Origin of the sequence: Umezawaea endophytica, from assembly GCF_025061645.1 — a bacterium.
GTDB lineage: Bacteria > Actinomycetota > Actinomycetes > Mycobacteriales > Pseudonocardiaceae > Umezawaea > Umezawaea endophytica.
The window spans coordinates 236,581-261,620 of sequence record NZ_JANYMP010000013.1 but is presented as its reverse complement, the minus strand read 5'-3'; the positions used below and the strand labels follow the sequence as shown (position 1 = coordinate 261,620).

General features: G+C 67.8%; 27 protein-coding genes. 13 read left to right on the top strand and 14 right to left on the bottom strand.

Annotated features, from left to right (window positions below; genetic code table 11):
• Window positions 1–89 precede the first annotated feature (89 nt).
• Window positions 90–1,112 carry a pentapeptide repeat-containing protein gene (locus NZH93_RS26705; protein ID WP_259625952.1) on the top strand — a complete coding sequence of 341 codons (1,023 nt, stop codon included), beginning with the start codon at window positions 90–92 and terminating at the stop codon, window positions 1,110–1,112.
• Between the two features lie 354 nt (window positions 1,113–1,466).
• On the opposite strand, the gene NZH93_RS50830 is transcribed toward NZH93_RS26705, so the two are convergent.
• Window positions 1,467–2,447, bottom strand: a complete 981-nt coding sequence (locus tag NZH93_RS50830; protein ID WP_259625951.1) for an integrase core domain-containing protein — start codon at window positions 2,445–2,447, stop codon at window positions 1,467–1,469.
• A gap of 19 nt (window positions 2,448–2,466) precedes the next feature.
• Between NZH93_RS50830 and NZH93_RS26695 the strand changes: the two genes are divergently transcribed.
• Window positions 2,467–2,604, top strand: coding sequence for a hypothetical protein (locus tag NZH93_RS26695; RefSeq protein ID WP_259625950.1), 138 nt, complete (start codon window positions 2,467–2,469; stop codon window positions 2,602–2,604).
• A 277-nt stretch (window positions 2,605–2,881) separates the two neighbouring features.
• Here NZH93_RS26695 and NZH93_RS26690 read toward each other — a convergent pair whose 3' ends face one another.
• From NZH93_RS26690 to NZH93_RS26670, 5 genes are all read right to left on the bottom strand, one after another.
• Complete coding sequence (locus tag NZH93_RS26690) at window positions 2,882–3,430, bottom strand: hypothetical protein (protein WP_259625949.1); 549 nt, start codon at window positions 3,428–3,430, stop codon at window positions 2,882–2,884.
• Window positions 3,431–3,749: 319 nt separating this feature from the next.
• Window positions 3,750–4,112: an integrase gene (locus NZH93_RS26685; RefSeq protein ID WP_259625948.1), complete on the bottom strand. Its 363-nt coding sequence runs from the start codon at window positions 4,110–4,112 to the stop codon at window positions 3,750–3,752.
• A 56-nt stretch (window positions 4,113–4,168) separates the two neighbouring features.
• Window positions 4,169–5,656 carry a phytoene desaturase family protein gene (locus tag NZH93_RS26680; RefSeq protein WP_259625947.1) on the bottom strand — a complete coding sequence of 496 codons (1,488 nt, stop codon included), beginning with the start codon at window positions 5,654–5,656 and terminating at the stop codon, window positions 4,169–4,171.
• Window positions 5,653–6,603 carry an alpha/beta hydrolase gene (locus NZH93_RS26675; protein ID WP_259625946.1) on the bottom strand — a complete coding sequence of 317 codons (951 nt, stop codon included), beginning with the start codon at window positions 6,601–6,603 and terminating at the stop codon, window positions 5,653–5,655. The genes NZH93_RS26680 and NZH93_RS26675 overlap by 4 nt, the downstream gene beginning before the upstream one ends.
• Window positions 6,604–6,711: 108 nt before the next feature.
• Window positions 6,712–7,116, bottom strand: coding sequence for a hypothetical protein (locus NZH93_RS26670; protein ID WP_259625945.1), 405 nt, complete (start codon window positions 7,114–7,116; stop codon window positions 6,712–6,714).
• A 232-nt stretch (window positions 7,117–7,348) separates the two neighbouring features.
• Between NZH93_RS26670 and NZH93_RS26665 the strand changes: the two genes are divergently transcribed.
• The 3 genes from NZH93_RS26665 (at window position 7,349) to mhpA (ending at window position 10,926) form a co-directional block, all read left to right on the top strand.
• On the top strand, window positions 7,349–8,137 hold the full coding sequence (locus NZH93_RS26665) for an IclR family transcriptional regulator (protein ID WP_259625944.1): 789 nt from the start codon (window positions 7,349–7,351) through the stop codon (window positions 8,135–8,137).
• Window positions 8,138–8,412: 275 nt separating this feature from the next.
• Complete coding sequence (locus NZH93_RS26660) at window positions 8,413–9,339, top strand: VOC family protein (RefSeq protein WP_259625943.1); 927 nt, start codon at window positions 8,413–8,415, stop codon at window positions 9,337–9,339.
• Window positions 9,340–9,345: 6 nt separating this feature from the next.
• Window positions 9,346–10,926: a bifunctional 3-(3-hydroxy-phenyl)propionate/3-hydroxycinnamic acid hydroxylase MhpA gene (gene mhpA, locus NZH93_RS26655; protein ID WP_259625942.1), complete on the top strand. Its 1,581-nt coding sequence runs from the start codon at window positions 9,346–9,348 to the stop codon at window positions 10,924–10,926.
• Here the strand turns inward: mhpA and NZH93_RS26650 are convergent.
• On the bottom strand, window positions 10,923–11,600 hold the full coding sequence (locus tag NZH93_RS26650; protein WP_259625941.1) for a GntR family transcriptional regulator: 678 nt from the start codon (window positions 11,598–11,600) through the stop codon (window positions 10,923–10,925). The genes mhpA and NZH93_RS26650 overlap by 4 nt on opposite strands.
• 161 nt (window positions 11,601–11,761) lie before the next feature.
• On the opposite strand from NZH93_RS26650, the gene NZH93_RS26645 reads away from it, so the two are divergent.
• Window positions 11,762–12,715 (top strand): amidohydrolase family protein, encoded by a 954-nt coding sequence (locus NZH93_RS26645; RefSeq protein WP_259625940.1) that lies wholly within the window; start codon window positions 11,762–11,764, stop codon window positions 12,713–12,715.
• A 133-nt stretch (window positions 12,716–12,848) separates the two neighbouring features.
• On the opposite strand, the gene NZH93_RS26640 is transcribed toward NZH93_RS26645, so the two are convergent.
• The 3 genes from NZH93_RS26640 to NZH93_RS26630 form a co-directional block, all read right to left on the bottom strand.
• Window positions 12,849–13,883: a hypothetical protein gene (locus tag NZH93_RS26640; protein WP_259625939.1), complete on the bottom strand. Its 1,035-nt coding sequence runs from the start codon at window positions 13,881–13,883 to the stop codon at window positions 12,849–12,851.
• 11 nt (window positions 13,884–13,894) lie between these two features.
• On the bottom strand, window positions 13,895–14,449 hold the full coding sequence (locus NZH93_RS26635; RefSeq protein WP_259625938.1) for an RNA polymerase sigma factor: 555 nt from the start codon (window positions 14,447–14,449) through the stop codon (window positions 13,895–13,897).
• A gap of 131 nt (window positions 14,450–14,580) precedes the next feature.
• On the bottom strand, window positions 14,581–15,756 hold the full coding sequence (locus tag NZH93_RS26630; RefSeq protein WP_259625937.1) for an epoxide hydrolase family protein: 1,176 nt from the start codon (window positions 15,754–15,756) through the stop codon (window positions 14,581–14,583).
• 105 nt (window positions 15,757–15,861) lie between these two features.
• On the opposite strand from NZH93_RS26630, the gene NZH93_RS26625 reads away from it, so the two are divergent.
• A complete protein-coding gene (locus tag NZH93_RS26625; RefSeq protein ID WP_259625936.1) occupies window positions 15,862–16,494 on the top strand; it encodes a TetR/AcrR family transcriptional regulator in 633 nt (210 codons plus the stop codon).
• 11 nt (window positions 16,495–16,505) lie between these two features.
• Window positions 16,506–16,898 (top strand): TIGR03618 family F420-dependent PPOX class oxidoreductase, encoded by a 393-nt coding sequence (locus NZH93_RS26620; protein ID WP_259625935.1) that lies wholly within the window; start codon window positions 16,506–16,508, stop codon window positions 16,896–16,898.
• 43 nt (window positions 16,899–16,941) lie between these two features.
• Here the strand turns inward: NZH93_RS26620 and NZH93_RS26615 are convergent, their stop codons facing one another.
• The gene (locus tag NZH93_RS26615) at window positions 16,942–17,697 is read right to left on the bottom strand and encodes an SGNH/GDSL hydrolase family protein (protein ID WP_259625934.1); all 756 of its coding nucleotides are present in this window, start codon (window positions 17,695–17,697) and stop codon (window positions 16,942–16,944) included.
• Between the two features lie 112 nt (window positions 17,698–17,809).
• Here NZH93_RS26615 and NZH93_RS26610 point away from each other — a divergent pair, with 112 nt between their 5' ends.
• The 3 genes from NZH93_RS26610 to NZH93_RS26600 are packed head-to-tail and all read left to right on the top strand — an operon-like array spanning window position 17,810 to window position 20,357.
• Window positions 17,810–18,484: a response regulator gene (locus NZH93_RS26610; RefSeq protein ID WP_259625933.1), complete on the top strand. Its 675-nt coding sequence runs from the start codon at window positions 17,810–17,812 to the stop codon at window positions 18,482–18,484.
• Window positions 18,485–18,534: 50 nt separating this feature from the next.
• Window positions 18,535–19,887, top strand: coding sequence for an ATP-binding protein (locus NZH93_RS26605; protein ID WP_259625932.1), 1,353 nt, complete (start codon window positions 18,535–18,537; stop codon window positions 19,885–19,887).
• Between the two features lie 17 nt (window positions 19,888–19,904).
• Window positions 19,905–20,357 (top strand): hypothetical protein, encoded by a 453-nt coding sequence (locus tag NZH93_RS26600; protein WP_259625931.1) that lies wholly within the window; start codon window positions 19,905–19,907, stop codon window positions 20,355–20,357.
• Here NZH93_RS26600 and NZH93_RS26595 read toward each other — a convergent pair.
• Complete coding sequence (locus NZH93_RS26595) at window positions 20,350–21,537, bottom strand: acyltransferase family protein (RefSeq protein ID WP_259625930.1); 1,188 nt, start codon at window positions 21,535–21,537, stop codon at window positions 20,350–20,352. The genes NZH93_RS26600 and NZH93_RS26595 overlap by 8 nt on opposite strands.
• An 89-nt stretch (window positions 21,538–21,626) precedes the next feature.
• Window positions 21,627–22,427 (bottom strand): alpha/beta fold hydrolase, encoded by an 801-nt coding sequence (locus NZH93_RS26590; RefSeq protein WP_259625929.1) that lies wholly within the window; start codon window positions 22,425–22,427, stop codon window positions 21,627–21,629.
• Between the two features lie 209 nt (window positions 22,428–22,636).
• On the opposite strand from NZH93_RS26590, the gene NZH93_RS26585 reads away from it, so the two are divergent.
• Window positions 22,637–23,752, top strand: coding sequence for an FAD-dependent monooxygenase (locus tag NZH93_RS26585; protein WP_259625928.1), 1,116 nt, complete (start codon window positions 22,637–22,639; stop codon window positions 23,750–23,752).
• A gap of 10 nt (window positions 23,753–23,762) precedes the next feature.
• On the top strand, window positions 23,763–24,425 hold the full coding sequence (locus tag NZH93_RS26580; RefSeq protein ID WP_259625927.1) for a TetR/AcrR family transcriptional regulator: 663 nt from the start codon (window positions 23,763–23,765) through the stop codon (window positions 24,423–24,425).
• A gap of 59 nt (window positions 24,426–24,484) precedes the next feature.
• On the opposite strand, the gene NZH93_RS26575 is transcribed toward NZH93_RS26580, so the two are convergent.
• Window positions 24,485–24,646 (bottom strand): hypothetical protein, encoded by a 162-nt coding sequence (locus NZH93_RS26575; protein ID WP_259625926.1) that lies wholly within the window; start codon window positions 24,644–24,646, stop codon window positions 24,485–24,487.
• Between the last annotated feature and the right edge of the window lie 394 nt (window positions 24,647–25,040).

The following is a 25,040-nucleotide window of genomic DNA, read 5'->3' as shown; positions in this document are numbered from 1 at the left end:
CAGGTCCACCTACCGCTTTAGCGGCACGGCACGCAATGCCGCGCTGGATGGTACCGACGGTCGCAGCGGCGGTGCTTGCGGTAACCATTGTGGTCCTGGTGGTGCTATGGCACTGGATTGACACGCTCGCTCTAGCCGACGCCGAGAAAAAGGCGGTGGCACACTTGGACGCGGTGAAGGTCGCAGCGTCGATCGCCGTGGGCGGAGGCGGGCTCTTTGTCCTTTATCTGGCGGCCCGCCGTCAGCGCACGCAAGAGCTGGAGCTCGATGCGCGTCACTCCGAACTGGCCCAGCATGATCGAGCACAGGAAGACATCCGCCATGACGCGGAAGCGCGTCGGGTGACAGACCTGTACGCCAAGTCCTCGGAGCAGCTCGGGTCGGATAAGGCCCCGGTGCGACTGGCTGGCATGTATGCACTGGAACGGTTGGGACAAGATAACCCACACCAGCGACTAACCGTGATCAATCTCCTATGCGCCTACCTCCGCATGCCCTTCACGAATCCCGTTGACGACCCAGGCGAGGAAGCTGCCGAAGCAGTCCGCGCCGAGCACCACAATCGCGTTCAGGAGCGTGAAGTCCGCCTGTCCGCCCAAGGGATTCTCATCACCCACCTACGGCCAGGCGATGATCTCGATAATCCGGTCGACACTTTTTGGCCTGATATCAGCCTCAATCTCACCGGCGCCCATCTGATCGATCTCATTTTTGCCCGAGTGCGAGTCGGCTATGCTTGGTTCGACAAGGCAACTTTTGACGGCAATACGTCCTTCTATGGATCGACCTTCACCAGCGGCGCCCAGTTCACATCGGCAATATTCGGCGGATGGTCTCAATTCAGCGAGGCGATGTTCGCGGGCCACGCCATTTTCAGCAAAGCGATCTTCAAGCAGAAGGCATTATTTGAGCGGGCAACCTTCGCGAGGTTGGGGCAATTCGTTGAAACACAACTCGATGAAGGCGCTTCATTCGACAAAGCACTGATTACTCACCGTTCTTCCGGGTCTCTTCCATCAACTTGGCCATCCGGATGGCGCGCATCCGAAGAACATGAAGTGGCGGAAGGCAGAGACGGTACATGGCATCGCCTTGAGCCCTGTCCAGACTAGCGACCGTCGACCCTGCGCCTGCCGAAAACCTCATCCGCCGCCGTGGTCCTCGGTCCGGTCGCCGCAGCGGTCTCGGCTGCCGTCCGGTCGGCGGCGATTGGGGCTACTGCGGCACCGCTCGTTATATAGCCCAGGCCAGGCAGCCGGGTTCAGCTGTCCGCGCTGGCAGGCGGCGGAACGGCGGTCAACGACACCGCGCTGGCCGCGTACCGGCACATGCAGCAGACCTTGTGCCGCTCGAAAAGTCGTCGCTGCTGGTCAAGCGGCATGTCTGTACTCGTTGATGAGTCCGCCGAGGATGCGAGTGCGGAGCACTTTGCGGGTGTCGGGGTCGTGTACCGCGGCGGGGTGTTGCTAGCCCGCGGGTGCTAGTTGGTCGCGGGCTTGATGGGGTCTGTGTCCGTTGTAATGCTCTTCGTAGGTCTTCAGGACTTGCCGTGCATGACCCTCATCCATGATCAGGATATGGTCGAGGAGTTCGCGTCGGATGGTGCCGATGACCCGCTCGCAGTGGGCGTTCATGCGGGGCGCCCGTGGCGCGCTCCTGAGTACGCGCAGGTCGTCGGCGTGGAAGACGGTGTCGAACGTGTGGCCGTACTTGCCGTCGCGGAGCACGAATCGGAGCGACTCCATTCGGTGTCCGAGGTCGGCGGCGAGATTCCTGGCCTGCTGCGCTGTCCATGCCTGGGTCGGGTGGGCGGTGACGCCGGTGATGTGCAGGCGCCGGGTGTGGTGTTCGAGGAACGCCAGGGCGTAGAGGCGTGTGCCGAGCACAGTGTCGAGGTGGAAGAAGTCAGCCGCGATGATGCCTTCGGCTTGGGCGGTGAGGAACTCTCGCCAGGTCGGACCGGTGCGGCGAGGTGCAGGGTCGATGCCCGCGTCGTGCAGGATCTGCCAGACCGTCGAGGGGGCGATGCGGTGGCCGAGCCTGACCAGTTCACCGTAAACGCGGCGGTTTCCCCACCGGGGGTTGTCTCTGGCGAGTCGTACTACGAGAGTCTTGATCGCTGCTCGTGTCGATGGACGGCCGATGCGTCGATGTGCGGTGTAGTCCCACTTGCAGGCGACGAACCTGCGGTGCCAGGCGAGCAGGGTGCCCGGCGTGACCGGGAAGACCTCCCGCCAACGGTGACGATCCACCAAGCCGGACAGGGCGGCGAGCCAGAACCGGTCAGCGGGCTCGTAGCGGACCGGACCCGTCGACTGCCGACGAAGTATCGCGTTCTCGTGCCGCAGTATGAGCAGTTCGGCATCCTTGGCCGTCTCGCTGCGCAGCACCACCGACGGGACAGACAGCAGCTTCCTGGCTACCTTGTACAGCAGGGACACGATCACCAGACATGCTCCCAGCGCGGTGACGCCTCCCGGCTCTACCAGCGGCGACGACTTTCGAGCGGCACAGGATGAGGTTTTCGGCAGGCGCAAGGTCGACCTGCGGCTGCTCGACGAGCCGGACCTGACCAACGACACGAGGCTCACGCACTTGGGCTGACGCCACCCAAGGCCTACTCGCTGGGCTGGGAATACGCGAACCTTTTCTGAACTGACGCGTGTGTTGTTCAACCGAGGTCAATACCGGCGGTCCAGTACCAGGGTTACCTGTAAGGCGGCGATTCGATCATTGAAGTCGCCGGCTCGTCCCGGTTTGTCGGGCTCGGCGGCAGGACCCCCCGCTGCTTGCTGGTAAGCATCTCCGGGCGAGGCACCGGCTCGGTGCCTCGCCAAGGCGTCACCTGTTCATTTCAGCCGTGTGCGATCCGGCAAGGGTGTCAAAGCGTGTAGGTGAGTTGCAGCGCCTCGATCGTCAGGCTCTGCCCGGTTGTGCCCACCGTGACGATCGCGTTGTTCGAACCGCATCGCACGCCCTGCCAACCAATGTTCTGCACGTAGGCGTTCGCGCACATGGTTCCGACAGGCACCTGGAGAGAAAGCGCCTCCATGCGCAGGCTCTGTCCCGTCGTGCCGACCTCGGCGTACAGCCCGCTACCCCGGCAGACCCATCCCTGCCAGCCGATGTTCTGAACGTGTGCCTCAAGGCAGATGCCGACGTTGTTGACGGTCATCCCTAGGCGCAGGGCCTCCATCCGGCGGTTCTGGCCGGTCGTGCCCAGCGTGACGGTCTGGCCGTTCGACGGACAGAACGGCCCCTCCCAACCGGCGGCCTGAAGATGGTCCTGCACGCAGAAGACATTCGCCGCGGCTGCCTCCAACCGATCGGGACCGGTTTCGGCGGAGGCCGAGGAAAACGGCGATAACCCGAGCGCGGCTGCCAGTGCTCCTATCGTGACAAATCGTGTCGATCTTGTCAGAATTCGCATATAAACGCACTCCTTCGTTGATGAACAATGCTGGTACGAGACGCGTGGCCGCGAATTGAATGGGCGATCACGTTATGTGCCCACGCGTCGCGTGGCAACTGGATTTCTTCCCTGGCGCCCCGACCCACGACAGTGAACCGGAGCCAAGTCCGATCTGAAAGGCTCCGAATGGAGCATTCAATCCTCATCGTGTTGCTGGGCGCCAACTGTTGAGATCGACATCTCGAACAGTGCATTTCACCAACCGAGAAATACGCCCCTTCGGGCAGACGTCCGGTCAGCCGTTCCTGCCCGGACGGACGTAACCGAAATCGTCGTTTCACTCGCGCAGGGTGTGCAGCAGGTGTCGTTGGTTCCAGGGGAGGGTGCGGTCGGGGAGTTCGTGGCGGCAGGTCTTGATCCAGCGTTCGATGATCGGGTTCATCCGCGGTAGTCGGACACCGGTGAGGACGACCTGGATGCCCGCGTCAGCGAGAACCGCATTGAGCAGGGCGGGGAACTTCCCGTCGCGGTCGCGGAGCAGGAACCGTGCGGAGCTGCCCGCGTCGGCGAGGTCCGTGAGGAAGTTCTTCGCGGCGTGGGTGACCCAGGCCGCGGTTGGGGGCGCGGTGGCGCCCAGGACGCGGATTCGGCGGCTGCCGTGTTCTATGACCGCGAGCACGTACAGGCGGGTGCCGCTCACGGTCGGAACCTCGAAGAAGTCGCAGACCAGGTGGCCAGGCTTCTCGTCGCGCTGGGTCAGGTGAGCTGGTGCTGGATGTCTTCGACGATCACGCCTGCCGCGTTGGCCGCGCAGGCCGCGTGGACTCCGCCGCCGGGGTAGGTTGCCGTGCCCGCCAGGTAGAGACCGGGGATCGCGGTGCGGTACTGGGACTTTCCCAGCCGTGTGAGCATCTTCCGATCATTGTCGCCCGGCCCGGAGAAGGTCGTAGCGGTCGCCTTCAGACCGGGAGCCGCCGTTTGCCAGACTTCGAGGAGGGCTTCGGGAAACGTGCTCGCGACCTGCTTCCAGTCCTCGGCGGCCATCGTGGCCGGGTCGGGGAAGTGGGTGTCCGCCGCCCCGATGTGCGAGTCGGTCGGAGCCTGGAGGCTGTCCCACAGCGAGTTGACCCGTACCGCGCCCCGCGGTCGGGGCAGGAGGCCGGCGTCCAGGTCCTGGGTGTGCTCCGTGATGTCGTCGGTGGACTCGTAGCCGATGAAGGTCTGGTGGCAGCGGTCCAGATCGGGCTGGTGACGTGCTGATCGGTACCGCGGCGGTGTGGTCAGGGCGTAGGCCTGGCTCACGATCGTGGTCGTCGGAGCGCGCTGGAAGGAGTCCAGGGCCAACCGGTCTGCCACGGACAGCCGCTTGTCCGGCAGGAGTCCGGTGAAGGTCTGTTCGAGCGTCAGGGTCGACACGACAGCGTGCCGTGCGTGAATTCGCTCGCCACCGGTGCTCCGGACCCCGGTGACCCGGTCGCCGTCGAAGAGCAGTGACTCGGCCCCGGTGGACAGGTGCACGTGGGCGCCTGCCGCCGTCGCGGCTTCGGTCAGCGCCGCGGAGTAGGAGCGCATGCCGTCGAGGGGCATCGCCCTGCGGCCGATCATCCACAGGGTGAAGCCCAGGAACGACAGGTCTCCGCCGGGCTCGTCGAGCGCACCTCCCAGTTCGATGGTCAGCAGGCGCAGCAACAACCTCAGGTCCGGGGTGGTGAACAGGTCGTCGATGACAGCGGACGCCGTTCCACCTCCGAGAGGCCCGACCAATCCCCCGAACGTGGCCGTGACGGTGGCCGCGTGCGTGCCCAGCGACTCGCGGGTCGGCGGCTGGTGCAGCACCGTGCGAACGGCGGGGGTGAGGGTGTCGGCTCGTGCCTTGATCTCCCTGTAGGTGTCGGCGTCGGTGCGCGACAGCGCGGAAAGGCCGCGGTGGGTCCTGTCGGCGAGGTCGGGCCGGTGCAGCACCACTCCCGGCCTGCCGTCGGCGAAGGCCACGCCGTGCTGGGTCTCGGGCACGACGGTGCGCAGTCCTGGCAGTTCGAGTCCGGCGGGCATGACGTCCTGGTAGGACAGGTAGTTGGCGTGGGGGTTGTGCAGGTGGCCGGGAAACGGCTCGACTGTCGTCGCCAGGCCACCGGTCGACGCCGACCGCTCGACCACCGCCACGGTCAGCCCGGCACGACGGAGAAGGGCGGCCAGCGCCAGACCGTTGTGCCCGGCGCCGACCACCACGACGTCGAACGTCATCGAGTGGATCCGATGCGGTCGCTCAACGCCTTGTGCAGCACGGTTTCCCCTGCGTTGTCGTTGTCCGGGTTCGGGAAGTGACCTTCCAACGGGATGATGTGCAAGGACACCGGGACGCCTGCCTCTTCGAAGCGCCGCGCGTACTGGACCACCTCGTCACGCAGGATGTCCCATTCGCCGACGACCATCACGGCCGGGGCGACGCCTTCCACCGAGGGCACGAGCAGCGGAGAGACACGCCAGTCGTCCTTCGATCCGTTCTCGCCCATGTACTTCGAGATCAGGAACTGGTTGTCGGCCGCTTCGAGGCCGTACCCCTCGGCGAACTCCCGCTGGGACTCGGTGTCGCAGTGGGCGTCGGTGGGGAAGGACCACGGGTACTGCAACGCGAGGGTCGGCGCGCCCGCGTCACGAGCCATCAGGGCGATGACCGAGGCGAGGTTGCCGCCGCTGCACCCGCCGCCGATCGCGATGCGCGAGTTGTCCCAGCCCTGCTCGGCGGCGTTGTCGGCCACCCAGTTCGTCACTGCCCAGACGTCCTCGATCCCGGCGGGGAAGGGGTGCTCGGGAGGCAGGCGGAAGTCCGGGGCGACGACGGCACAGCCCACTGCCAGGGCCAGGGTGGAGTGGGCGCCGTCGAACGTGCTGATGCCACCACCCGCGACGAACCCGCCGAAGTGCAGGTTCACCGCCACGCCGAGCGGCCCCTCGACCCCGTCCGGGGTGAAGATCCGAGTCGGGATCGGACCGGCGGGACCGGGGATCTCGATGTCGCGCACGGACACGCCCTTGGCTCGGCGGACCGTCATCATGGCCATCTTCATGCCCGCTCGCATGGCTTTGACGCCGACGTCTTTCGCGTTCGGGGTGCGAGCGATCTGCTTGCGGTACTTCTTGCTCACCTGGTCGAGTCGCTCGGCGCGCAATGCGTCGTAGTCCTTGGTCATGTTACCTTTTCCTTTTCTGCGACCGCGACCGTAGCACGGGGAATGGCCGCGGGCATGTCACTCGATCGAGTCGCGATTGATTTCGGATGATTTCTCGGTGGAGATCGGTCAGTCGCCGACGTTGCCGCTCAGGCGTTGTCCGAAGAAAATGACGAGTAGTGCGACGACCACCGCCATGACAAAGGGAATTTCGGGGAAGTCGTCGACCAGCGCGCGTGACAGGGCCACCGCGGCGGCTGTGGGCAGAAGGCGACTGCCGACGGTGCGGATGCCGTCCAGCACGCCTCCGGGGTTCCGGCCGCGTAGCCGCATCACCTTGGCGCGCAGGAAAAGTCCGATCGGGATGGTGCAGAGGACGACGGCGACGTTGACGAGCAGAGCTGTGCCCGATACCGCGGTGAGGGGCACGCACGGGAGGCCGACCAGCACCCCCTCCGCGACGCGCGAGAACACCGCTCGACGACTGGTCCCACCTCTTGTCGGAGTGGTGTCGTTCTTCTCGGTGGGATTCATGCGACTCCGTCGATGTGTCGAAGTATCGGTAGGTGACCATCGGGATGGTCGGTGTGACCGTGGCGGGTGACGCGTTTCGAACGTCAGGGGACAATCGCGACGCGGAGTACGTCGAGGAATGTGCGGCCGACCTGATCGAGTGCCGATCGGAGCGGCACTCCCGGATAAGTCCCTTCGAATCTCACGCTGCTAGCATTCGGGTTGTGGACGCCGACGCGCAGTGCCTGTTTCGATGAGTGGTACGGCAGGTGAAGCACGTCGCTCCGGCCGCCCCCGGCAGGGGGAGCCCCTGCTGGAGCGGGCGTTCAAGATTCTCGGGGCGTTCACCACCTCGGGCGGAAGCCTGCCCCTGCACGTCCTCGCGTCCCGCGCCGAGTTGCCGAAGAGCACGACATCGCGGATCGCCGCGCAGTTGGTCGGCGTAGGAGCACTCGAACGTCTGGAGAACGGCGATTTCGTCGTGGGGCTCCAGATGCTGGAGATCGCGTCGCTCGCGCCTCGCGGTCACGGCCTGCGTGCCGCCGCGCTGCCGTTCATGGAGGACCTGCACCGCGCCACTCGGCAGCACATCCTGCTCGCGGTGCTGGACGGTCACGAGGCGGTGCTCGTCGAACGCTTGTCCGCGTTGGGGGCGACGGCGGTGAAGTACCGCGTCGGGGGCAGGCTCCCGCTGGACACGACCGGGATCGGCATCGCCCTGCTGGCGCACGCGGCGGAGCAGGTGCGCGAGGACGTTCTGGCGAAGTCTTCGCGTCCCGTGCACGTGCGTCAACTGATGGCGATGGTCAGGACCGAGGGCGTGTGCGCGATGAGCGGGCCCAACCCGGTCGACGACGGACCTGCCACGGTGTCGACGGTCGCGGCTCCCATCCTCGGACGTGGCAGTGAAGCGTTGGGCGCGATCTCGCTCGTCGCTCCCGAGGAGGTCTGCACCAAGCTGGCTCCCCGCGTCGCCTTGCGCACGTCCAGCCTCGCGATCTCCCGTGCGTTGCTGTCCGCGGCGACACCGGGGCACGGGTAGCCGAAGCTGATCACTTCCCTGTGGCCGCAGAGGATTGCGGGCACCACGTCGACGTGGTCGCTCACGTCGATCTCATGGCGGCCGGACGCCGAAGCCGCGAACCGGGAGATGACGAAGTCCCCTGTCGGTCCTGCGCTCCTGGGGCGGACCGTAGCACCATAATATCGAGATTCCGTCAAAATCGCAGGTCAGCAGAAAATATCGATAAGTTCTTGTTTTGTCGACGTGGGTCTGTCACTGTCGAGTGTCCGCCACCGTTTCCGAGGAGTCCCGACATGGCTCTGCACCGCCTCACCGGTATCACGCTCGGCGTCCCGAACGTGGAGCGGACGGCCGACTACTACGCCGAGTTCGGCCTGGAACGCCAGGCAGGCGACGACCACCGGTTCGCTACCGCGGACGGCGGCGAGCAACTGCGCATCACGGGCTCCGGCAGGCGGCGGCTGGTCGAACTGGGGGTCGGCGCCGACGACCCGGACGACCTCGACCGCGTCGCGGCGGGCTTGCGCCGCCTGGACGTGGAGGTCGAACGCACCAGCACCTCCGTCTCGGCGATCGACCTCGGCACGGGCACACGCGTCGTCGTCTCCATCGCCGACCGCCTCCGGCAGGACGCCGCTCCCGTGCCCCGGTACAACGGACCAGGCCGCCTCGATCGGACGGGTGCCCGCGCGGACGGTGTGCTGCGCACGGGCGCCGTTCGCCCGCGCAAGCTCGGCCACGTGGTGGTCGGCTCCACCGACCAGGAGGCCAGCCAGCGCTTCTTCACCGAGGGCATCGGCTTCAAGGTCAGCGACACGGTGACGGGACTCGCGGCGTTCCTGCGGTGCTCGACCGACCACCACAACGTCCTGGTGCAGAAGGCGCCCGTGCAGTTCCTGCACCACACCTCGTGGCAGGTCGACGATGTCGACGAGGTCGGCCGCGGAGCCACCAGGATGCTGGAGACCGACCCGAGCAGGCACGTCTGGGGGCTCGGACGCCACCACGTCGGCTCGAACTTCTTCTGGTACCTGCGCGATCCCGCGGGCAACTTCTCCGAGTACTACTCCGACCTGGATTGCATCGTCGACGACGCGCTGTGGAAGCCGGGCGTCTGGGAGGGGACGCGAGGTCTCTACAACTGGGGACCGCCGCCGCCTCCGTCGTTCTTGGCGCCGGAAGACCTGGCCGAGCTCATGACCGGTTCCCACGAAGGCTGAGGCGCCATGGACCGCAGGCAGAACCCACCTGACTACGACGTCCTGATCGTCGGCGCGGGCCCGGTCGGTCTCACCCTCGCCAACCTGCTGGGCAAGCGGGGCCACCGCGTCGCCGTTCTTGAGCGCTGGGAACAGCCTTACGCACGTCCCCGAGCGGTGCACTTCGACGACGAGACCGCTCGGGTGCTGGCAGAGGCGGGTGTCGCCGACGCCATGCGCACCATCGGGCAGCCCGCCGAGCTCTACGAGTGGCGCAACGCCGACGGGCAGTGCCTGCTCCGGTTCGACTGGAGCGGTATCGGCCGGTCGGGCTGGCCGGTCGCCACCATGTTCCACCAGCCGGACCTGGAACGGGCGCTGGCCGATGCCGCGGCCCTCGAGGTGTCCGTGACCTTGCTGACCGGTACCACCGTGACAGGGGTGGACGACGACGGCGACGGCGTGACGGTCGCGGTCGACGGACCGGACGGGGAGACGACGTTCCGCGCGTCCTGGGTGGTCGGGTGCGACGGCGCCAACAGCACGGTCCGCGACCACCTCGGCACCACGGTCACCGACCTCGGGTTCCACTACGACTGGCTGATCGTGGACGTGATCCCGCACGAGCAGCGGCCGTGGAATCCGACGAACCTCCAGGTCTGCGATCCGGCACGCCCGACCACCGCGGTCTCGGGTGGTCTCGGGCGTCGCCGCTGGGAATTCATGCGACTGCCCAGCGAGACGGTCGAGGAGTTGGCCTCCGAGGACACCGCTTGGGCGCTGCTGGAGCCGTGGGGCGTGACCAGGGACAACGCCCTGATGGATCGGCACGTGGTGTACACCTTCGAGGCGCGCTACGCCGAGCGGTGGCGTTCGGGCAGGCTGCTGATCGCGGGCGACGCGGCGCACCTCATGCCCCCGTTCGCGGGGCAGGGCATGTGCTCGGGCATCCGCGACGCGGCCAACCTGGCCTGGAAGCTCGACCTGGTCCTGCGCGACGTGGCCGGAGCCGACCTGCTCGACACCTACACCCGTGAGCGGAAGGCGCACGTCCAGCACGCGATCGGCATGTCCGTCCAACTGGGCAAGGTCATCTGCGTGAGCGACCCCGCGGCCGCGGCCGAGCGGGACGCGTTCATGATCGGCAACGGAGCCGATCCGGCCCGCGCGTTGCCCGCGCTCCCGCCGTCGACGTTGACCGACGGGCTGCTGCACCGCGACCTCTCGGGCGCACCCTCATCGGGTGTGGGTGTGGCGACCTTCCAGCCGCGACTGGCAACCGGCAGCCACGTCGGTCCGCTCGACGACGTGCTGGGGCCGGTGTTCGTCGTGGCGGCCACCGCCGATCCGCGCGGGTTCTTGTCCGCCGGTCAGCTCGCGCGGCTGGATGAACTCGGTGCCGCGGTCCTGCACCTGACCCCGGAGGTGGACGTCGACGGCGGCGTTCTGGCGCACCTCGCCGAGTCCGGTCACATCGGCTTCGTGCTACGGCCCGATCACTACCTGTTCGCCACGTTCGGAGCGGCGGATGACATCGCCACGGCGGTCGGTGACCTGCTCGACCAGGTGCCCGCCCCGGTGAGGGAGTTGGATCCGCAGCGCCGCTAGGCGTCGTCCTCGTCGGTGATCGTCAGCAACGCCGCTCCCGTGCGCCTGATGTGCTCGGCCAGCACGTCCACCGCCAGATCGACGTCGCGGGCGAGTGCCGCGTCGAGCAGCGCTCGGTGTTCGCCCGCGACGTCGCGCTCGTAGTCGTGCGCGACCGAGGTGGCCCAGTTGCGGTGCAGCACCGCGGCCGCGCGCAGGGTGGTGGCCAGGTCGATCAGCCAGGAGTTGCCGCAGCCTGCCAGGAGCATCCGGTGGAAGTCCTCGTGGGCTGCCGCCCACTCCTCGCTGAGCCTGCCCCCGGCGTCCACCTCGCTGCCGTTGCGGGACAGCCGGTGGTGCGCGGCGAGAACAGCGCTCTCCCACGCGATGTCACCGCGTTCGATCGACAGGCGAAGCACGGTGGCCTCGATCTCGGCCCGCGCCTCGGTCAGCTCCTCCACGCTTTCGCGGGTCAGCGTCATCACCCGGAAACCCTGCTGGGGCAACGCGACCACGAGCTTCTGCTCGGCAAGCCGGGTGAGCGCCTCGCGAACGACGGACTGGCTCGCGGAGAAACGCTCAGCCAGCTCCACCAGGCGCAACCGCTGCCCTGGTGTGTACAGACCACGCACGATGTCGTTGCGCAGTTCCGCGTAGACCTGCTCGGTGCGGGTGGCAGGCTTGGGATCCGGCATCCGCTGATCATAGCGGATCGTGAAGATTATCCGACTTATCGATAATCTTTCTAGTTAACGTTTTTCGTGGCGGCGTACCGCTCATCGAAACAGGTGGCGCGCCGCGGCAGCCAAGGGGCGAAGGTCATGAAGACGAACAAGAACAACTCGAAGGGTGTCCGATGAGCGGACTTGTCGACGTGCACTCGCACTTCGTGACGCCGGAGTACGTTGAGGCGGGTATCGCCGCAGGCATCGCCAACCCGGACGGCATGCCCGGCTGGCCGACCTGGACCGCGGACGGACACCTGTCCCTGATGGACCGCTGGGGTGTCACCACCTCGATGCTGTCGATCTCCTCACCGGGCACGCACTTCGGCGACGACGACACGGCTCGCAAGCTCACGCGGCACGTCAACGACGTCGGCGCCGAGTTGCGCCTGCGCCGCCCGGACCGCTTCGGCCACTTCGCCTCGCTGCCACTGCCCGATGTGGACGGTGCGCTCGAGGAGCTCGCCCGCGCTCTCGACGAACTCGGCAGCGACGGCGTCGCCATCGAGACCAACACGCACGGCGTGTACCTCGGGGACGCCCGCTACGCTCCACTGTGGACCGAGTTGAACCGGCGGAAGGCAGTGGTGTTCGTCCACCCGACGTCGCCACCGCACGCTGAGGAGATCTCCCTCGGCAGGCCGCGGCCGATGCTCGAATTCCTCTTCGACTCCGCCCGCGCGGCAAGCGACCTGGTGTTCACCGGAGTCCTCGTCAGCCACCCGGACATCCAGTGGATCTTCACCCACGGAGCTGGGGTCCTGCCTCTCGTCGCCGAACGCATGCAGATGATGAGCGCCGTTCTCGGCTCGGGAACTACCGCGCCGTCCGTGCCCGAGCAGCTTTCCCGGCTGTGGTTCGACATGGCGGGAACCCCGTTCCCGCACCAGGTCCCCGCCCTCGACCGCGCGTTCGGCACCGAGCGGCTGCTCTACGGCACCGACTACTGCTGGACTCCGCCACCCGGCGTCGACCGGCAATTGGCGAGCATCGACCAAGCGCCTCAGCCTGGTGGGACGACGTGGCGAGAGCTCACCACTCGCAACAGCGCACGTCTGTTCCCGCGGCTGACGGGATCTGCGTGAGGGCATGGCGCGTGTGCCATACCGCTGGCACTACTCCGACAGACCAGCAGGACCTGAAGTCGAACGCACAGACGGAACTGTCCTGGGAGGGCCGGCATGGTGTCGGCCCTCCCAGGACAGTGCGGTACGAGGATCAGATCTTGCCCGCGGCCACGTCGGCGAGGGTCACGCGGGCCGTCTTGTAGTTCACCACCCAGGGCTTGGACGGTTCCGCCGCGTCCTTGACCGGGATGCCCTCGGAACGGATCGGCAGCCCGTTGTCGGCGTTGACGGTGAGGACGTACGTGGTGTCGCCCCCCTGGATGGCGGGAGCCGCGGTGAGGGTCAGCGCGGCTTGGCCGTCGACGTCGGTCTTGCCGATGGCCACGTCCTTCATGGTCGCGAGCAGCTTCAGCACACCCGCGCGGACCTCCGCGTCGGAGGCGGCGATGTACAGCGCGTGCGTGGCGTTGCTGAACAGGTGGTTGTTGATGCGGTTCTCCAGTTCCTCGCCCGTCGGCCGGGCGGGAACCTCCTTGCCGGAACCGCGGAACTTCTCCTCGAAGTCCGCCATCGCCTGCTCCCACGCCTTGTCCGCCTCGGCGGGGCTCAGACCGACTCCCAAGGCGTTGCCCGCGGCGGTGATCATGTCGACCTTGGCCTTCTCCACGTCGCCGTTCGCGGCGAGGCGGGCCGCCGCCGTCACCTTCGCGTTGAACGGCGAATCGGGCTCGGCGGCGCCCTTGGCGACCGTGGCCGCCAGGTTCTGCGGCGAGTCACCGGTGAAGACCTGGCCTTTGTCTGTGTAGACGGTGTAGAAGAGCTGCGGCCCGTCCGGCAGCAACTTGGTGTTGATGATCAGCGACGCCTCTCCCGGCAGCGTGCCTGCCGCCTTGACCGCGGAGGCCAGCTTCACCAGCGGTGACTCGACCACCACCGGCAGGGCCGCGTCGGAGGGACCGGTCGGGACGGTGCCGCCCGTCGTCGCCATCACCACGGCCGCCGCGACGGCCGCCGCGCTCACGGCCGCGACGCCGACCTTGGTCCAGGACATCCACCGCTTCGGTCGCACGACCGTGTCCACGGGTTCCGCCATCGCCGTGTGCAGCGCCGTGCGAGCACGGTCATAGGCCTCAGGACTCGGGGACGGCACGTCACGCATGTTCTTCATCAGATCCATTTCATCCATGGGGTGTCTTCTCACGTTGTCGGGACTCGCAACAGCGCGGCCACCTCGGGGGCCTCACGCAGCGCCTTGCGCGCCTGGTGCAACAGGCGCCGGGCCGTGCCTGCGGGGATGTCGAGCACCCGCCCCGCCTCGGCGACGGTCAGGTCCTCCCAGGCGACCAGGCCCAGCACTTCCCGCTCTTCCGGTTTGAGCCGAGCCAGCGCGCTTCGCAGATGTGCCTGCGTGTCCACGCGGGCATCTACCGCAGGCCAGGGATCCCAGTCGTTCGCCACACCGCTCAGGTCCGACGCCGGCTCCTCGGCCGGTTCGGACCGCCAGTGCCGCCGCAACCTGTTCAGTGCGACGCCGTACAGCCAAGGCCTGGCTTCGGGGTACGAACTGTCATAGGTGGCACGGGATTCGTAGGCCGCCACCCACACATCGCCGAGCACGTCCTCGGCGGCTTGGCGCCCCACCCTGCGCGCCAGGTAGTTCCCGATCGCGGCCTCGTGACGGCTGATCACTTCCACGAAGGCAGCGGTGTCCCCACGCAGCGATCTGCCGATCAGTTCCGCGTCTGACGACATGAAGCTCCTCGGGTTCGCTCAGCCCTTACACCCCGTCTTTGCCAACGCGCGCCCAAAACGTTCAGGTTGCCTCACCGCATGACGAACGTCGCTGGTCAGCGCCAGGCGAGCGGAACGAGCCTTGCTCGAGGCTAGGAGTCGCGCAGTGATCGGAAGGTTGCCCGGATCTCGTCGGTGAGGACGTCTGGTTGTTCGAGGGCCGCGAAGTGGCCGCCTCGGTCGAGTCGGGCGTAGTGCAGCACCGTCTCGTAGCGCCGCTCGAGCCAGCGCCGGGACGCTTGCACGGCCTCGCCGGGGAAGATGCTGAAACCGGCGGGCACGGGGTTGGGCCGCGGTGGGCCGGGCGGCGTGGCGCCGCCGGAGGCCTCCTCCCAGTACAGCCGGGCGGAGGACGCCGCGGCGTTGGGCAGCCAGTAGAGCATGACGTCGTCGAGGATGTCGTCGCGGTCGATGACGTCCTCGGGGTTGCCGCCGCTGTCGGTGACGTCCTGGAACAGCGTGTAGATCCAGGCAGCGAGCCCGGCCGGTGAGTCCGCCAACGAGTAGCCGATCGTCTGCGGCCGGGTCGCCTGCTCCTGGGCGTACGCGCTCTGCTGGTCCTGGTAGCGCTGAGCGCCGGCGATCATCTGTCGTTCCTCGTCGGTCGCCTCGTCAAGTTCCTGTGGAGTGGGGAACACCAGCGGCAGGGTGAAGTGCGCGCCCCGGCACGACTCGGGCGCCTTGCGGGTGATCTGCTCGACGACGGCCGCACCCCAGTCACCGCCTTGGGCGAAGAAGGCGCCGTAGCCGAGGCGTTGCATGAGGGTGAGCCACGCGTCGGCCACGCGTGAGGTGTTCCAGCCGGTCGTGGTCGGTTTGCCGGAGAAACCGAAGCCCGGCATCGAGGGGATCACCACGTGGAAGGCGTCACGGGCGTCGCCCCCGTGCGCGACCGGATCGGTCAACGGGCCCACGAGGCCGCGGAACTCCAGGATCGAGCCGGGCCAGCCGTGGCACAGCAGCAGGGGAGCGGCGTGTGGTTCCGCAGACCTGACGTGCAGGAAGTGGATATCGATCCCGTCGATGGTGGTGCGGGACGAGCCGAAGCCGTTGATGTCCCGCTCGGCGCGCCGCCAGTCGTAGCCGGTGGCCCAGTGATCGCACAGGTCGCGGATGCGGTCGAGTCGCGGTCCCTGGCTGCCGTCGAGGACGGTCTCCCGGTCCGGCCAGCGCGTCGAGGCCAGGCGGTCGAGCAGGTCCAGCAGATCGACGTCGGGAACGGAGATCGGGAACGGCTCGACCGCGTCGTGGGCGGGTGTCAAGGACACAGGGTGCTCCGTGAGGGTCGTGGAGGAGGGAGGCCATGATCGTAGGCAGAAGTGGAAGAAGTCTTCAACTTGGAATTTCTCTTCCGTTTGACTAGGGTCGGGCAGGTGACCGAAGCCGTTCCTCCTCTGCGCCGGGATGCTGAGCGCAACCGGCAGTTGTTGCTGCGGACAGCGGGCGAGCTCATGGCCTCGCGAGGGCTGGACGTCCCGTACGAGGACATCGCGAGGGCTGCCGGCACCGGGATGGGCACCATGTACCGCCGCTTCCCGCAGCGGCAGGACCTGCTGGACGCCCTGTTCAGCGAGCACATCGACACGGTGATCGACCTCGCCCGGCAGGCCTCCCTGCGCGACGACGCGTGGGCCGGGCTCTGCTGGTTCCTCGAACGGCAACTCGAGATCGAGGCGCAGAGCCGGGGCTTGGGGGAGTTGCTCCGAAGCCGCGACCAGGCCACCGGCCTGGTGCAGCGGGCGCATCAGCAGATGACACCGCTGGTCGCCGGCCTTGTGAACCGGGCCGTGCAGGCGGGTCAGCTACCGGCAGGGGCGACGCCTGCCGACTTCGCCGCGGTGCACGTGATGGTGGGCAGCGTCATGGACGCCTCCCGCCAACACGCTCCGCGGTTGTGGCGGCGCGCCCTGCGGATCGCCCTGACGGGACTGCGCCACGCGGAACTGTCCGGCGACCAGCCGGACGAGACGGTCATCGACCACCTCTACAACGACCAGACGAAATGAAGGCCAGTCCCATGACGGCTCTGCCCGGCGACCTGATCGACGTCCTCAACGCCAAGGCGATCTGCTTCGTGACCACGCTCATGCCCGACGGATCGCCGCAGATCTCCCAGACCTGGGCGGGCACGGACGGCGTGCACGTCCTCATCAACACCGTCGACACCCACCAGAAGACCCGCAACGTCCGGCGTGACCAGCGGATCGCCCTCGGCATCGCCGACCCCGCGGCGCCCGCGCGGTACTGGGCCCTGCGCGGCAGCGTAGTGGACATCACCGAGGACGGAGCCCGCGAACACATCGACGAGCTGTCCGAGAAGTACATCGGCCGGCCCTATCCCGGCTTTGGCGCCGGTGAACAACAGCGGGTCGTCCTCACCATCAAGGTCGACCGGATGCACACGCCCTGACCTCGACGTCAGCCTGAGACGCGCGTTGTCGGCCTTTACCCGGTCAGCACCGCGCGAAGTGCTTGTCGGCGGACCACCCGGCGTTGGCCCACTTCTGCGGGTCGGCGGGGGAGAAGCCGGGGTAGAGCTTCTTGAGCTCGGCGAGCAGCCACCGCGTGAACCGGGCGGCTCCCTGCGGGCAGGTGTGGATGCCGTCGGCGCTGCGATCCGCTTTGCCGTCCTTGTCGCGCTCGTAGGACTCGCCCCACACGGCTCCGGCGTCGAGCAGCACGGCCTGGCCGGAGGACGTGTCCACAACGGACTTCGCGACGGCGGGCATACGGTCGAGTTCGGCCATGTGCGGTTGGTAGAAGTCGTCGGGCCTGATCGGCGGGGCGGTGACGAGCACCAGCTTGGCACCGCCTGCGGTCACCGCCTGAAGGAGCTTCTGGTATCCCGCCCGCTGTTCGTCCTCGGTGCCCCAGTCGTAGGTGGTGAGCTGCTGGATCACGACAGAGGCCTTGGCTGAGGCGATGGCCCCGGAGATCTTCTGCCAGCTCTCGTCCGAGAACGGGCCCACGACGTTGCCTCCGCCTTCGGCGGCGATCGACTGGAACTCGACGCCTCCCGCGTCGAGGGCGGCTTTCAGGGGCATGGCCTGGCCGACGGCGATGGAGTCGCCGCTGAACAGCACCTTGCCGAGGCCGATCCCCTCGTTCCGCTGATCCTGGGGTGTGCTGGAGACCGAGGTGGCGGAACAGGCGGCGCTGAGCACCAGGAGACCGGACAGGCCGAGGGCGAGAGTGCGTGATGTGGTCATGGACTCCACGGTGTCGTGCACGTGTCCTTGTGGTTCCACGGTTCTGTCGCGGTTCTGTCGCAGGGCGTTCAGACGGTCGGCGACGAGGTGGGCGGCTGTCCATACTGGAACCGTGGCTGCGATTCTGCTCGTCGAGGATGACCCGTTGGTCCGCAGAGGGCTGGAGCTCGCGCTGAGCAGGCTCGGACACGACGTGAGCACCGCGCCCACCGGTGAGGACGGGCTGGCGGCCTATCGATCTTCCGCTCCGGACCTGGTCGTGCTCGACCTGATGTTGCCAGGGGTGGACGGTTTCGAGGTGTGCAGGCAGATCCGGGCGGCCGGTGGCACTCCGGTGATCATGCTGACCGCCCGTGATGACGACTTCGACGTCGTCGGCGGTCTGGCGGCGGGGGCGGACGACTACGTGGTCAAGCCGGCGAGACCGAGCGTGCTGGACGCACGGATCCGGGCGGTGCTGCGCCGCACCGCCGGGACGAACGAAGGGGTGCGGGCACACGGCGAGCTGCGGATCGACACCTCCGGCCTGACCGTGAGCCTGCGCGGCGAGCAAGTGCCGCTGACGCCGACCGAGCTGCGGCTGCTCCTCACGCTCACCCGAGCGCCAGGCCGGGTGTTCGGCCGGGAGCAGTTGCTCCAGGAGGTGTGGGAGCACGACTACCTCGGTGACTCGCGGCTGGTCGACAACTGCGTGCAGCGGTTGCGGGCGAAGATCGAGGCGAACACGACGGCGCCGAGGTACGTGCAGACCGTCCGCGGGTTCGGCTACAGGTTCGGGCCCCTGTGATCGGACGACGGTGGCGCGGAGGGCTCCGGCCCCGTCTGCTGGTGGCGTTCGTGACGGTCACCGTGCTGGGCGCGGCCGCCGCGGCGTGGTCCAGTGCCGGATCGGCGAGCACCGCCCTGGTCGAGTCGTCCCAGCGGCGCCTCGCGGAGGCCGTCACGAACCAGGTGGCCACGATCGCGCCTGGTCTCACCTTTCCGCCTACGCAGGACGCTCTGGAGCTGTTGCGTTCCGCGGTCGGCCCGAACGCCTTGGTCACCCGCGGTGATCTCCGTGCCGCGGAAGGCCTTGACCTGTTCACGGACTCACTGCGTGATGCCGTGCGAACACGCTCTCGGCTGGTCTCCCAGCGGGCCGTCGCCGAGGGCAGGCCGTGGCTGCTGATCGGCACACCGGTGATGATCACCGCGGTCGACGGCACGCGCACCGCGTCCGGGATCGAGGTCTACGTGGCTCGCGATCTCTCCGCCGTCGACGACGAGATCGACGGCATGGCCAGAACCGCGGGGCTCACGGCCGCACTGGCACTTCCGTTCGCCGTGCTGCTCGCGTGGCTGGCCGCGTCGAGCGTGCTGCGGCCGGTGCGGAACCTGCGCGATACCGCGCGCCGACTGGCCGTGGGTGACCTGGAGGCGAGATCCCGGCCGGAGGGCTCGGACGAGCTGGCGGACCTGACGGTGACGATCAACGAGATGGCCGGGTCGGTGCAGACGTCGATGGCGGCGATGCGGCGCATGCAGGCCGATGCCAGGAGGTTCGCCGCGGACGTCTCCCACGAGCTGAGGACGCCGTTGAGCACGCTGACCGCCGTGGTCGAGGTGCTCGCGATGACCGCCGATCGGATGGAACCCGACGCGCGGGAGTCGGCCCAGCTCGCGATCACCGAGACCCAGCGCCTCGTGACCCTGGTCGAAGACCTGATGGAGGTGTCGCGGTTCGACGCCGGTACGGCCGAGCTGCGCGTGGAGGACGTGGACGTCACCACCGCGGTCCGCCAGTGCCTGCGAGCCCGGTCGTGGCTGGACGAGGTCGAGCTGACGGCGCCTGCCGGACTGTTCGCGAGACTGGACCGCCGCAGACTGGACGTGGTCGTGGCCAACCTGGCAGGCAACGCGCTGCGGCACGGCGCACCCCCGGTCCGCGTCACCGTCTCCGCGACCGCTGACACCGTGCGGATCGAGGTCTGCGACAACGGCCCCGGGATTCCCGCCCACGTTCTGCCACACGTCTTCGACCGCTTCTATAAGGCGGACACGGCCCGCGCCCGCACACCCGGAAGTGGTTTGGGGCTGGCGATCGCGCAGGAGAACGCGCGCCTGCACGGAGGCGATCTGACGGTGAGCAACCTGAGGTCCGGCGGGGCGAGGTTCGTGCTGACACTGCCACGAGACGCGGGGGAGCGGTGAAACGGATCTTTCTAGCGGTGGCGCTGCTGGCTTCCGGATGCGGCGTGCAGCCGTCCGGGATCGTCGACAGCGGAGAGGCACCGACCGGCGTCGCCGAGGGGACGACCCTCTACTTCGTCGACGCCCGAGGGGAACTCCAGCCCTCGGTGCTGCGGACCGAGCGCCTCGGCACGGTCTCGGAAGCGCTGTCCCTGTTGTTGAGCAGGCCAGGGCAGGACGCGTCGCGCCACACCGAGATCGCGGAGACCTCGGTGACCAGGGTCGTCGTCACCACCGAGACGGGCCTCATCCGGGTGCTGCTGCCGCTGACCGCCGAAGACGTCACCCCGCTCGGCATCGATCAGATCGTTTGCACGGCACTGGGTGTGCACGTGCAGAGCGGCGGCACACGAACGATGAAGGTGCGGATCCGTTTCACCCAAACGACTCCGGCGTCGGAAGTCGACCGGACCTGCCCTCTCATCAGGTGAGCTTCGTGAGGTCGATCGCGGGCGGTGCGGGCAAGGGCAGCAACACCCACAGCAGCACCAGCACGGCCATGGCGGCGGCGAACACGACCACGCCGGTACGTCCGTGAGCCCAGGCGGCTCGGAAGCGGATCGGATCCTCGACCAGGTACTTGGACGACGCCGCCAGCAGCACCGACACGACGAAGGCCCCGCCGGTGCGCACCCAGCCCTGACCCGCGCCCAGCAACACGAACACCGGCCAGTGCCAGAGGTAGAGACCGTAGGAGATCTCACCGAACCACCGCACCGGGCGCCAGGCCAAGCCGTTCGCGACCAGCGTTCCCGGTGCTCGTGCGATCAGCCCGATCAGCAGCGCCGCCAACAACGAGTGTGCGAAGAGACCTCCGCTGAACAGCCACGCCGAGCCGACGCCATCCGCGAGCACCCAGATGAGAGCCAAACAGGCCACGAGCAGCGCCACCACCACACCAGTCCACCGTCCGACCGCGTGCAGCAACGCCACCCGCACCGGCCGCGTGGCAACCAAGGCACCCAACAGCACCGAGAACGCCCTCGTGTCGGTGCCGGTGTACACCCTCGTCGCGTCCGCCGCGTCGGCGAGCAGCACCATCAACACCAGTGAGGCGACAGAGAGGAGAGCGGCGACCACGGCGACCCGCCGCTCCAGCCTGCCACCCGGGCGAACCAGGAACAGCACGACCACCGGCCACACCAGGTAGAACTGTTCCTCGACCGCGATGCTCCACAGGTGCTCGAAGACCCGCTGTCCGCCGAACCGGTCCCAGTAGCTCGAGTTCTCCGCGAGCAGGTGCCAGTTCATCAGGTTGGCCTGCACCCACGGCCCATCGGCGAGCGTCGTGCGCACCAGGTCGTCCGGCCCGATCGCCCGGACCACCACCGTCACCACCACGAGCACGACGACGAGAGCAGGCAGCAAACGGCGCACTCGCCTGCCCCAGAACGCCGTCAGTGACAGGAAGCCGCCGCGTTCCACCTCCCGCAGCAGCAGAGCGGTGATCAGGTAGCCGGACAGGGTGAAGAACAGGTCGACGCCGAGGAAACCGCCGGGCAGGAGGTCGGCGTGGAACAGCAGGACGCCCAGCACGGCCACACCGCGCAACCCGTCCAGCGCCAACACATGAGCCTTGGGTGGCTGCCGGCCGGGGTGGAGTTCGGTCATGACGACAACGGTGCTGAGTCCGAGTCGGCACTTCGTCCTGGACTCGTCGCAGTTGTGTCGCAACCGGCGTCATCTGCTCAGCGTGGATCTCACTGCGCTGGACGGGTTGGATGGGCGAGCACGAAATCGCGAAGCAACTGAGCGGTTTCCCGCGCGAACTCCACGGTGATCCCGTGCCGCGCCCCAGCGATCACCTCCAGTCTCGCGCCAGGGATCGCGTCGGCGATCTTCTGCCCGATTTCGGGGCGGGCCACGGGATCATCCTCGCCGTAGAGGAGCAAAGTGGGTGCCGTGATCTCGGGCAGGCGGTCGGTGAGGTCGAATCCCGGGATCGCGGCCAGTCGCCGCGCGTCCACTTCCGGTGAGCGGTGGGCCAGCATCGACTTGAGCTCGGCCACCACCGCTTCGTCGGCTTGTCCACGTTCGGACAGGGCGAAGGCGAGCATCCGCGCGTCGCGCTGCGACGGCGACAGCGCGACGATCTCCGAGGCCACGGGCGCTCGCAGGGCTGAGGCATCGGAGAAGGTGGCGCCAACCGTCAGCGATTGCACGACCTCGGGCACCGACACCGCGACCTGCAGGGCGATGAAGCCGCCGAACGAGGATCCGAAGATGTGCGCTCGTTCGTATCCGAGTCCCCTGATGAGCGCGGCGCAGTCCTCGGCGAGGGTGCGGATGTCGTACGGGGTGGGCGGGTTGACCGACTCCCCGGAGTCGCGCTGGTCGTAGGCGATCGCTCGGATGCCGCCACCGAGCAGGGGCCGGAACGTGTCGTACTGGACGCGGGTGCTTTCGCCGCCGTGCAGCAGGATCACCGGCTCTCCGGCGCCGGACTCCGCGTAGGCGATCTCGATCTCGCCGGTCTTCACCCTGTTCGGGGTGGTGGTCACTGCTGCCTCCAGGAGTTTCGAACGTGTGGTTGGTCGTGCTCGAGCACCGGGTGTTGTCCTCTTTAAAGAGACGTTCGGTCACTTTAAGATAGCTTCACGCTGTCGCGGTGTCCATCGAGGGGCGAGCTGGGAGTGGTGGCCCGAGTTGTCTTAAAGCAACAGATTGTGGCTATAGTTGCGGAGTATATCGGGATGGCGAAGGAGCGAACATGCGGATCTTGATCAGTGGGGCGGGAGCTGCCGGGTTGTGCGCGGGCATCGACCTCGCGCGGGCCGGGCACGTGGTGGAGATCGTGGAGCGGGCGAACCACTTGCGCGTCAACGGCTCTCCCATCGACGTGCGCGGCGACGCGCTCGAGACGGCCAAGCAGATGGGCATCGTGGACGAGATCCACGAACACCGGATTTCGATGACCGAGCAGACGAAGTTCGTCGACCGGTCCGGTGCGGTTGTGGCTTCCCTGGGAACGCAAGAGATCAACGAGACCGCTGAGGACGTCGAACTCCCCCGCGAGGACCTCATGATCATCCTGCGGCAGGCCCTGCCCGAGCAGGTCGATCTGCGTTTCGAGGAGTCCATCGCGGCGCTGGTCGATCACGGCGATCGGGTCGCCGTCACCTTCGCCTCCGGCCGCGAGGCCTCCTATGACGTCGTCGTGGGCGCCGACGGGGTGCACTCGGCGGTGCGCAGGCTGGTCTTCGGCCCGGAAGGGGAGTTCGCCGAGCCCCTCGGGGTGTACGTCGCGATCGGGGACGCGTCCGGACAGGAGAGTCCTGACGGCACCCGCGTGACGGAGATCCTCAACCTGCCGGGGCGGTTCGCGGGCATTGCCCGCTACCGCGACAAGGCGTTGGCAATCTTCGAATTCCGGTCCGGCCCGATCGACTACGACTACCACGACCTGGCCGCCCAGAAGCGCGTTCTGGCAGAGGCCTTCGCCGGGATCGACGACTGGAAGGTTCCCGAGCTGCTCGAAACCGCACTGTGCGACCCCGAGCTCTACTTCGACGCGATCGCCCTGATCCACATGTCGACCTGGCACCAGGGGCGGGTCGTGCTGATCGGGGACGCCGCGCACTGCGCGACCCCCATGGCTGGGCGCGGCACCTCGCTGGCCCTGCTCGGAGCGTGGACGCTCACCGAGGAACTCGGTCGCCACAGCGACGACGTCGAGGCGGCCTTCAACGCCTACGAGCGGCGCCAGCGTCCTCACGCGGCGGCGGCTCAGGAGTTCGCGCGCGGCGGGGCAGACCTCGTGGTCCCGGCCACCTGGGAGGACATCGAGGCGCGCAACGCCCGATTGAGCGCGACGCAGCCGCTGTAGGCTGCGGGCCGTGGCCGAGGACCGATCCGAGCAAGAACCGGCGCGCCGTCCGGGCGGGCGCACAGCGCGCGTGCGGCACCGGATCCTCGAGGCCGCCGCCGAGCTGATCGCCCGTGACGGGATCGGCGGCCTGCGCTACGACCAGGTCGCCGAGCTGGCCGAGGTCAACAAGACCAGCGTCTACCGCAACTGGCCCGACCGCACCGCGCTGGTGGCCGACGCACTCGCCACCTTCAGCGCCGACGTGGCGCCTTTGCGCGATTCAGGCGACATCGACGCCGACCTCGTCGACTTCCTCGAGGCCATCGCCGCGGCCCTGTCCAGCAGGCAAGGACGGGCTCTGCTCAACGTCGTCGGCGCGGCCCACGACAATCCCGACCTGCGAGCCGTCGTCGACGACGCGATCGCTCAGCGCCTGGCGACGTTGAGCCAGCGGATCAAGGCGGCGATCGAGACCGGGGAGCTTCCAGCGGTCGATTCCCACCTCCTCGTCGAAATGCTCAGCGGTCCGGTGCACCTGCTGGTCAGCCGTGGCACTCGCGAGTTGACGCGAGCAGACGCACAACGGATCACTTCGATCGTGCTCGCCGGCGTACGCGCCACCGCCGCTCAGCACACCATCGCGCTCGCCGGCGAGCACGATGGCGGAAAAACTCCAGCCGCCCGCCCCTGATGTCGTGTCCGGCAACGATCTTCGCTGTTGGTGCTGCTCGGGAGAATGATCACCGCACGTCATGCGGCGTGTCCGTACTCGTCGACGAGTCCGACCTCGTCCACGGCGAACAGCGCGGTGAGGGCGACGTCGTGGTGTGCTCCTTCGCGGTTCGCGATGACCTGTGCGGTGTTGACCAGAGCGCGGTGCGCTACGTGGTCGACGGGGTAGAGCAGTGCCATCCGCATCAGCGGCTGTACGTCGAGACCGATCCGGCCGGGGTGACGGACTGGTGCGTCTCCCGGCGATGGCGGTGGCGCCGAGCCACTAGTTCAGTGTCATCTCGTGCGGCTCGCGAAGGTTATTGGTTGCGATCCACCGCTTGATCTCGGCGATCGGCCACCAGAGGTCGGACTTCCCTCCGGCGGCTCCGCCGTGGCAGGCATGTCCTTGCGCCGCAGCTTGTCCAGCCTGCGGTCAGAGATGTCGAGCAGCCGCTGCAACTCCTCCTGGCTGACGACGTGAACGTAGTCGGTGCTGACCATTGTTACCTCGTTCTGTCCCGACCAGCAGGACCGCCAGTACACACCGCTGGCGCGCGTGACCAACCTCCACCACTCGGCCATCGACCCGCAG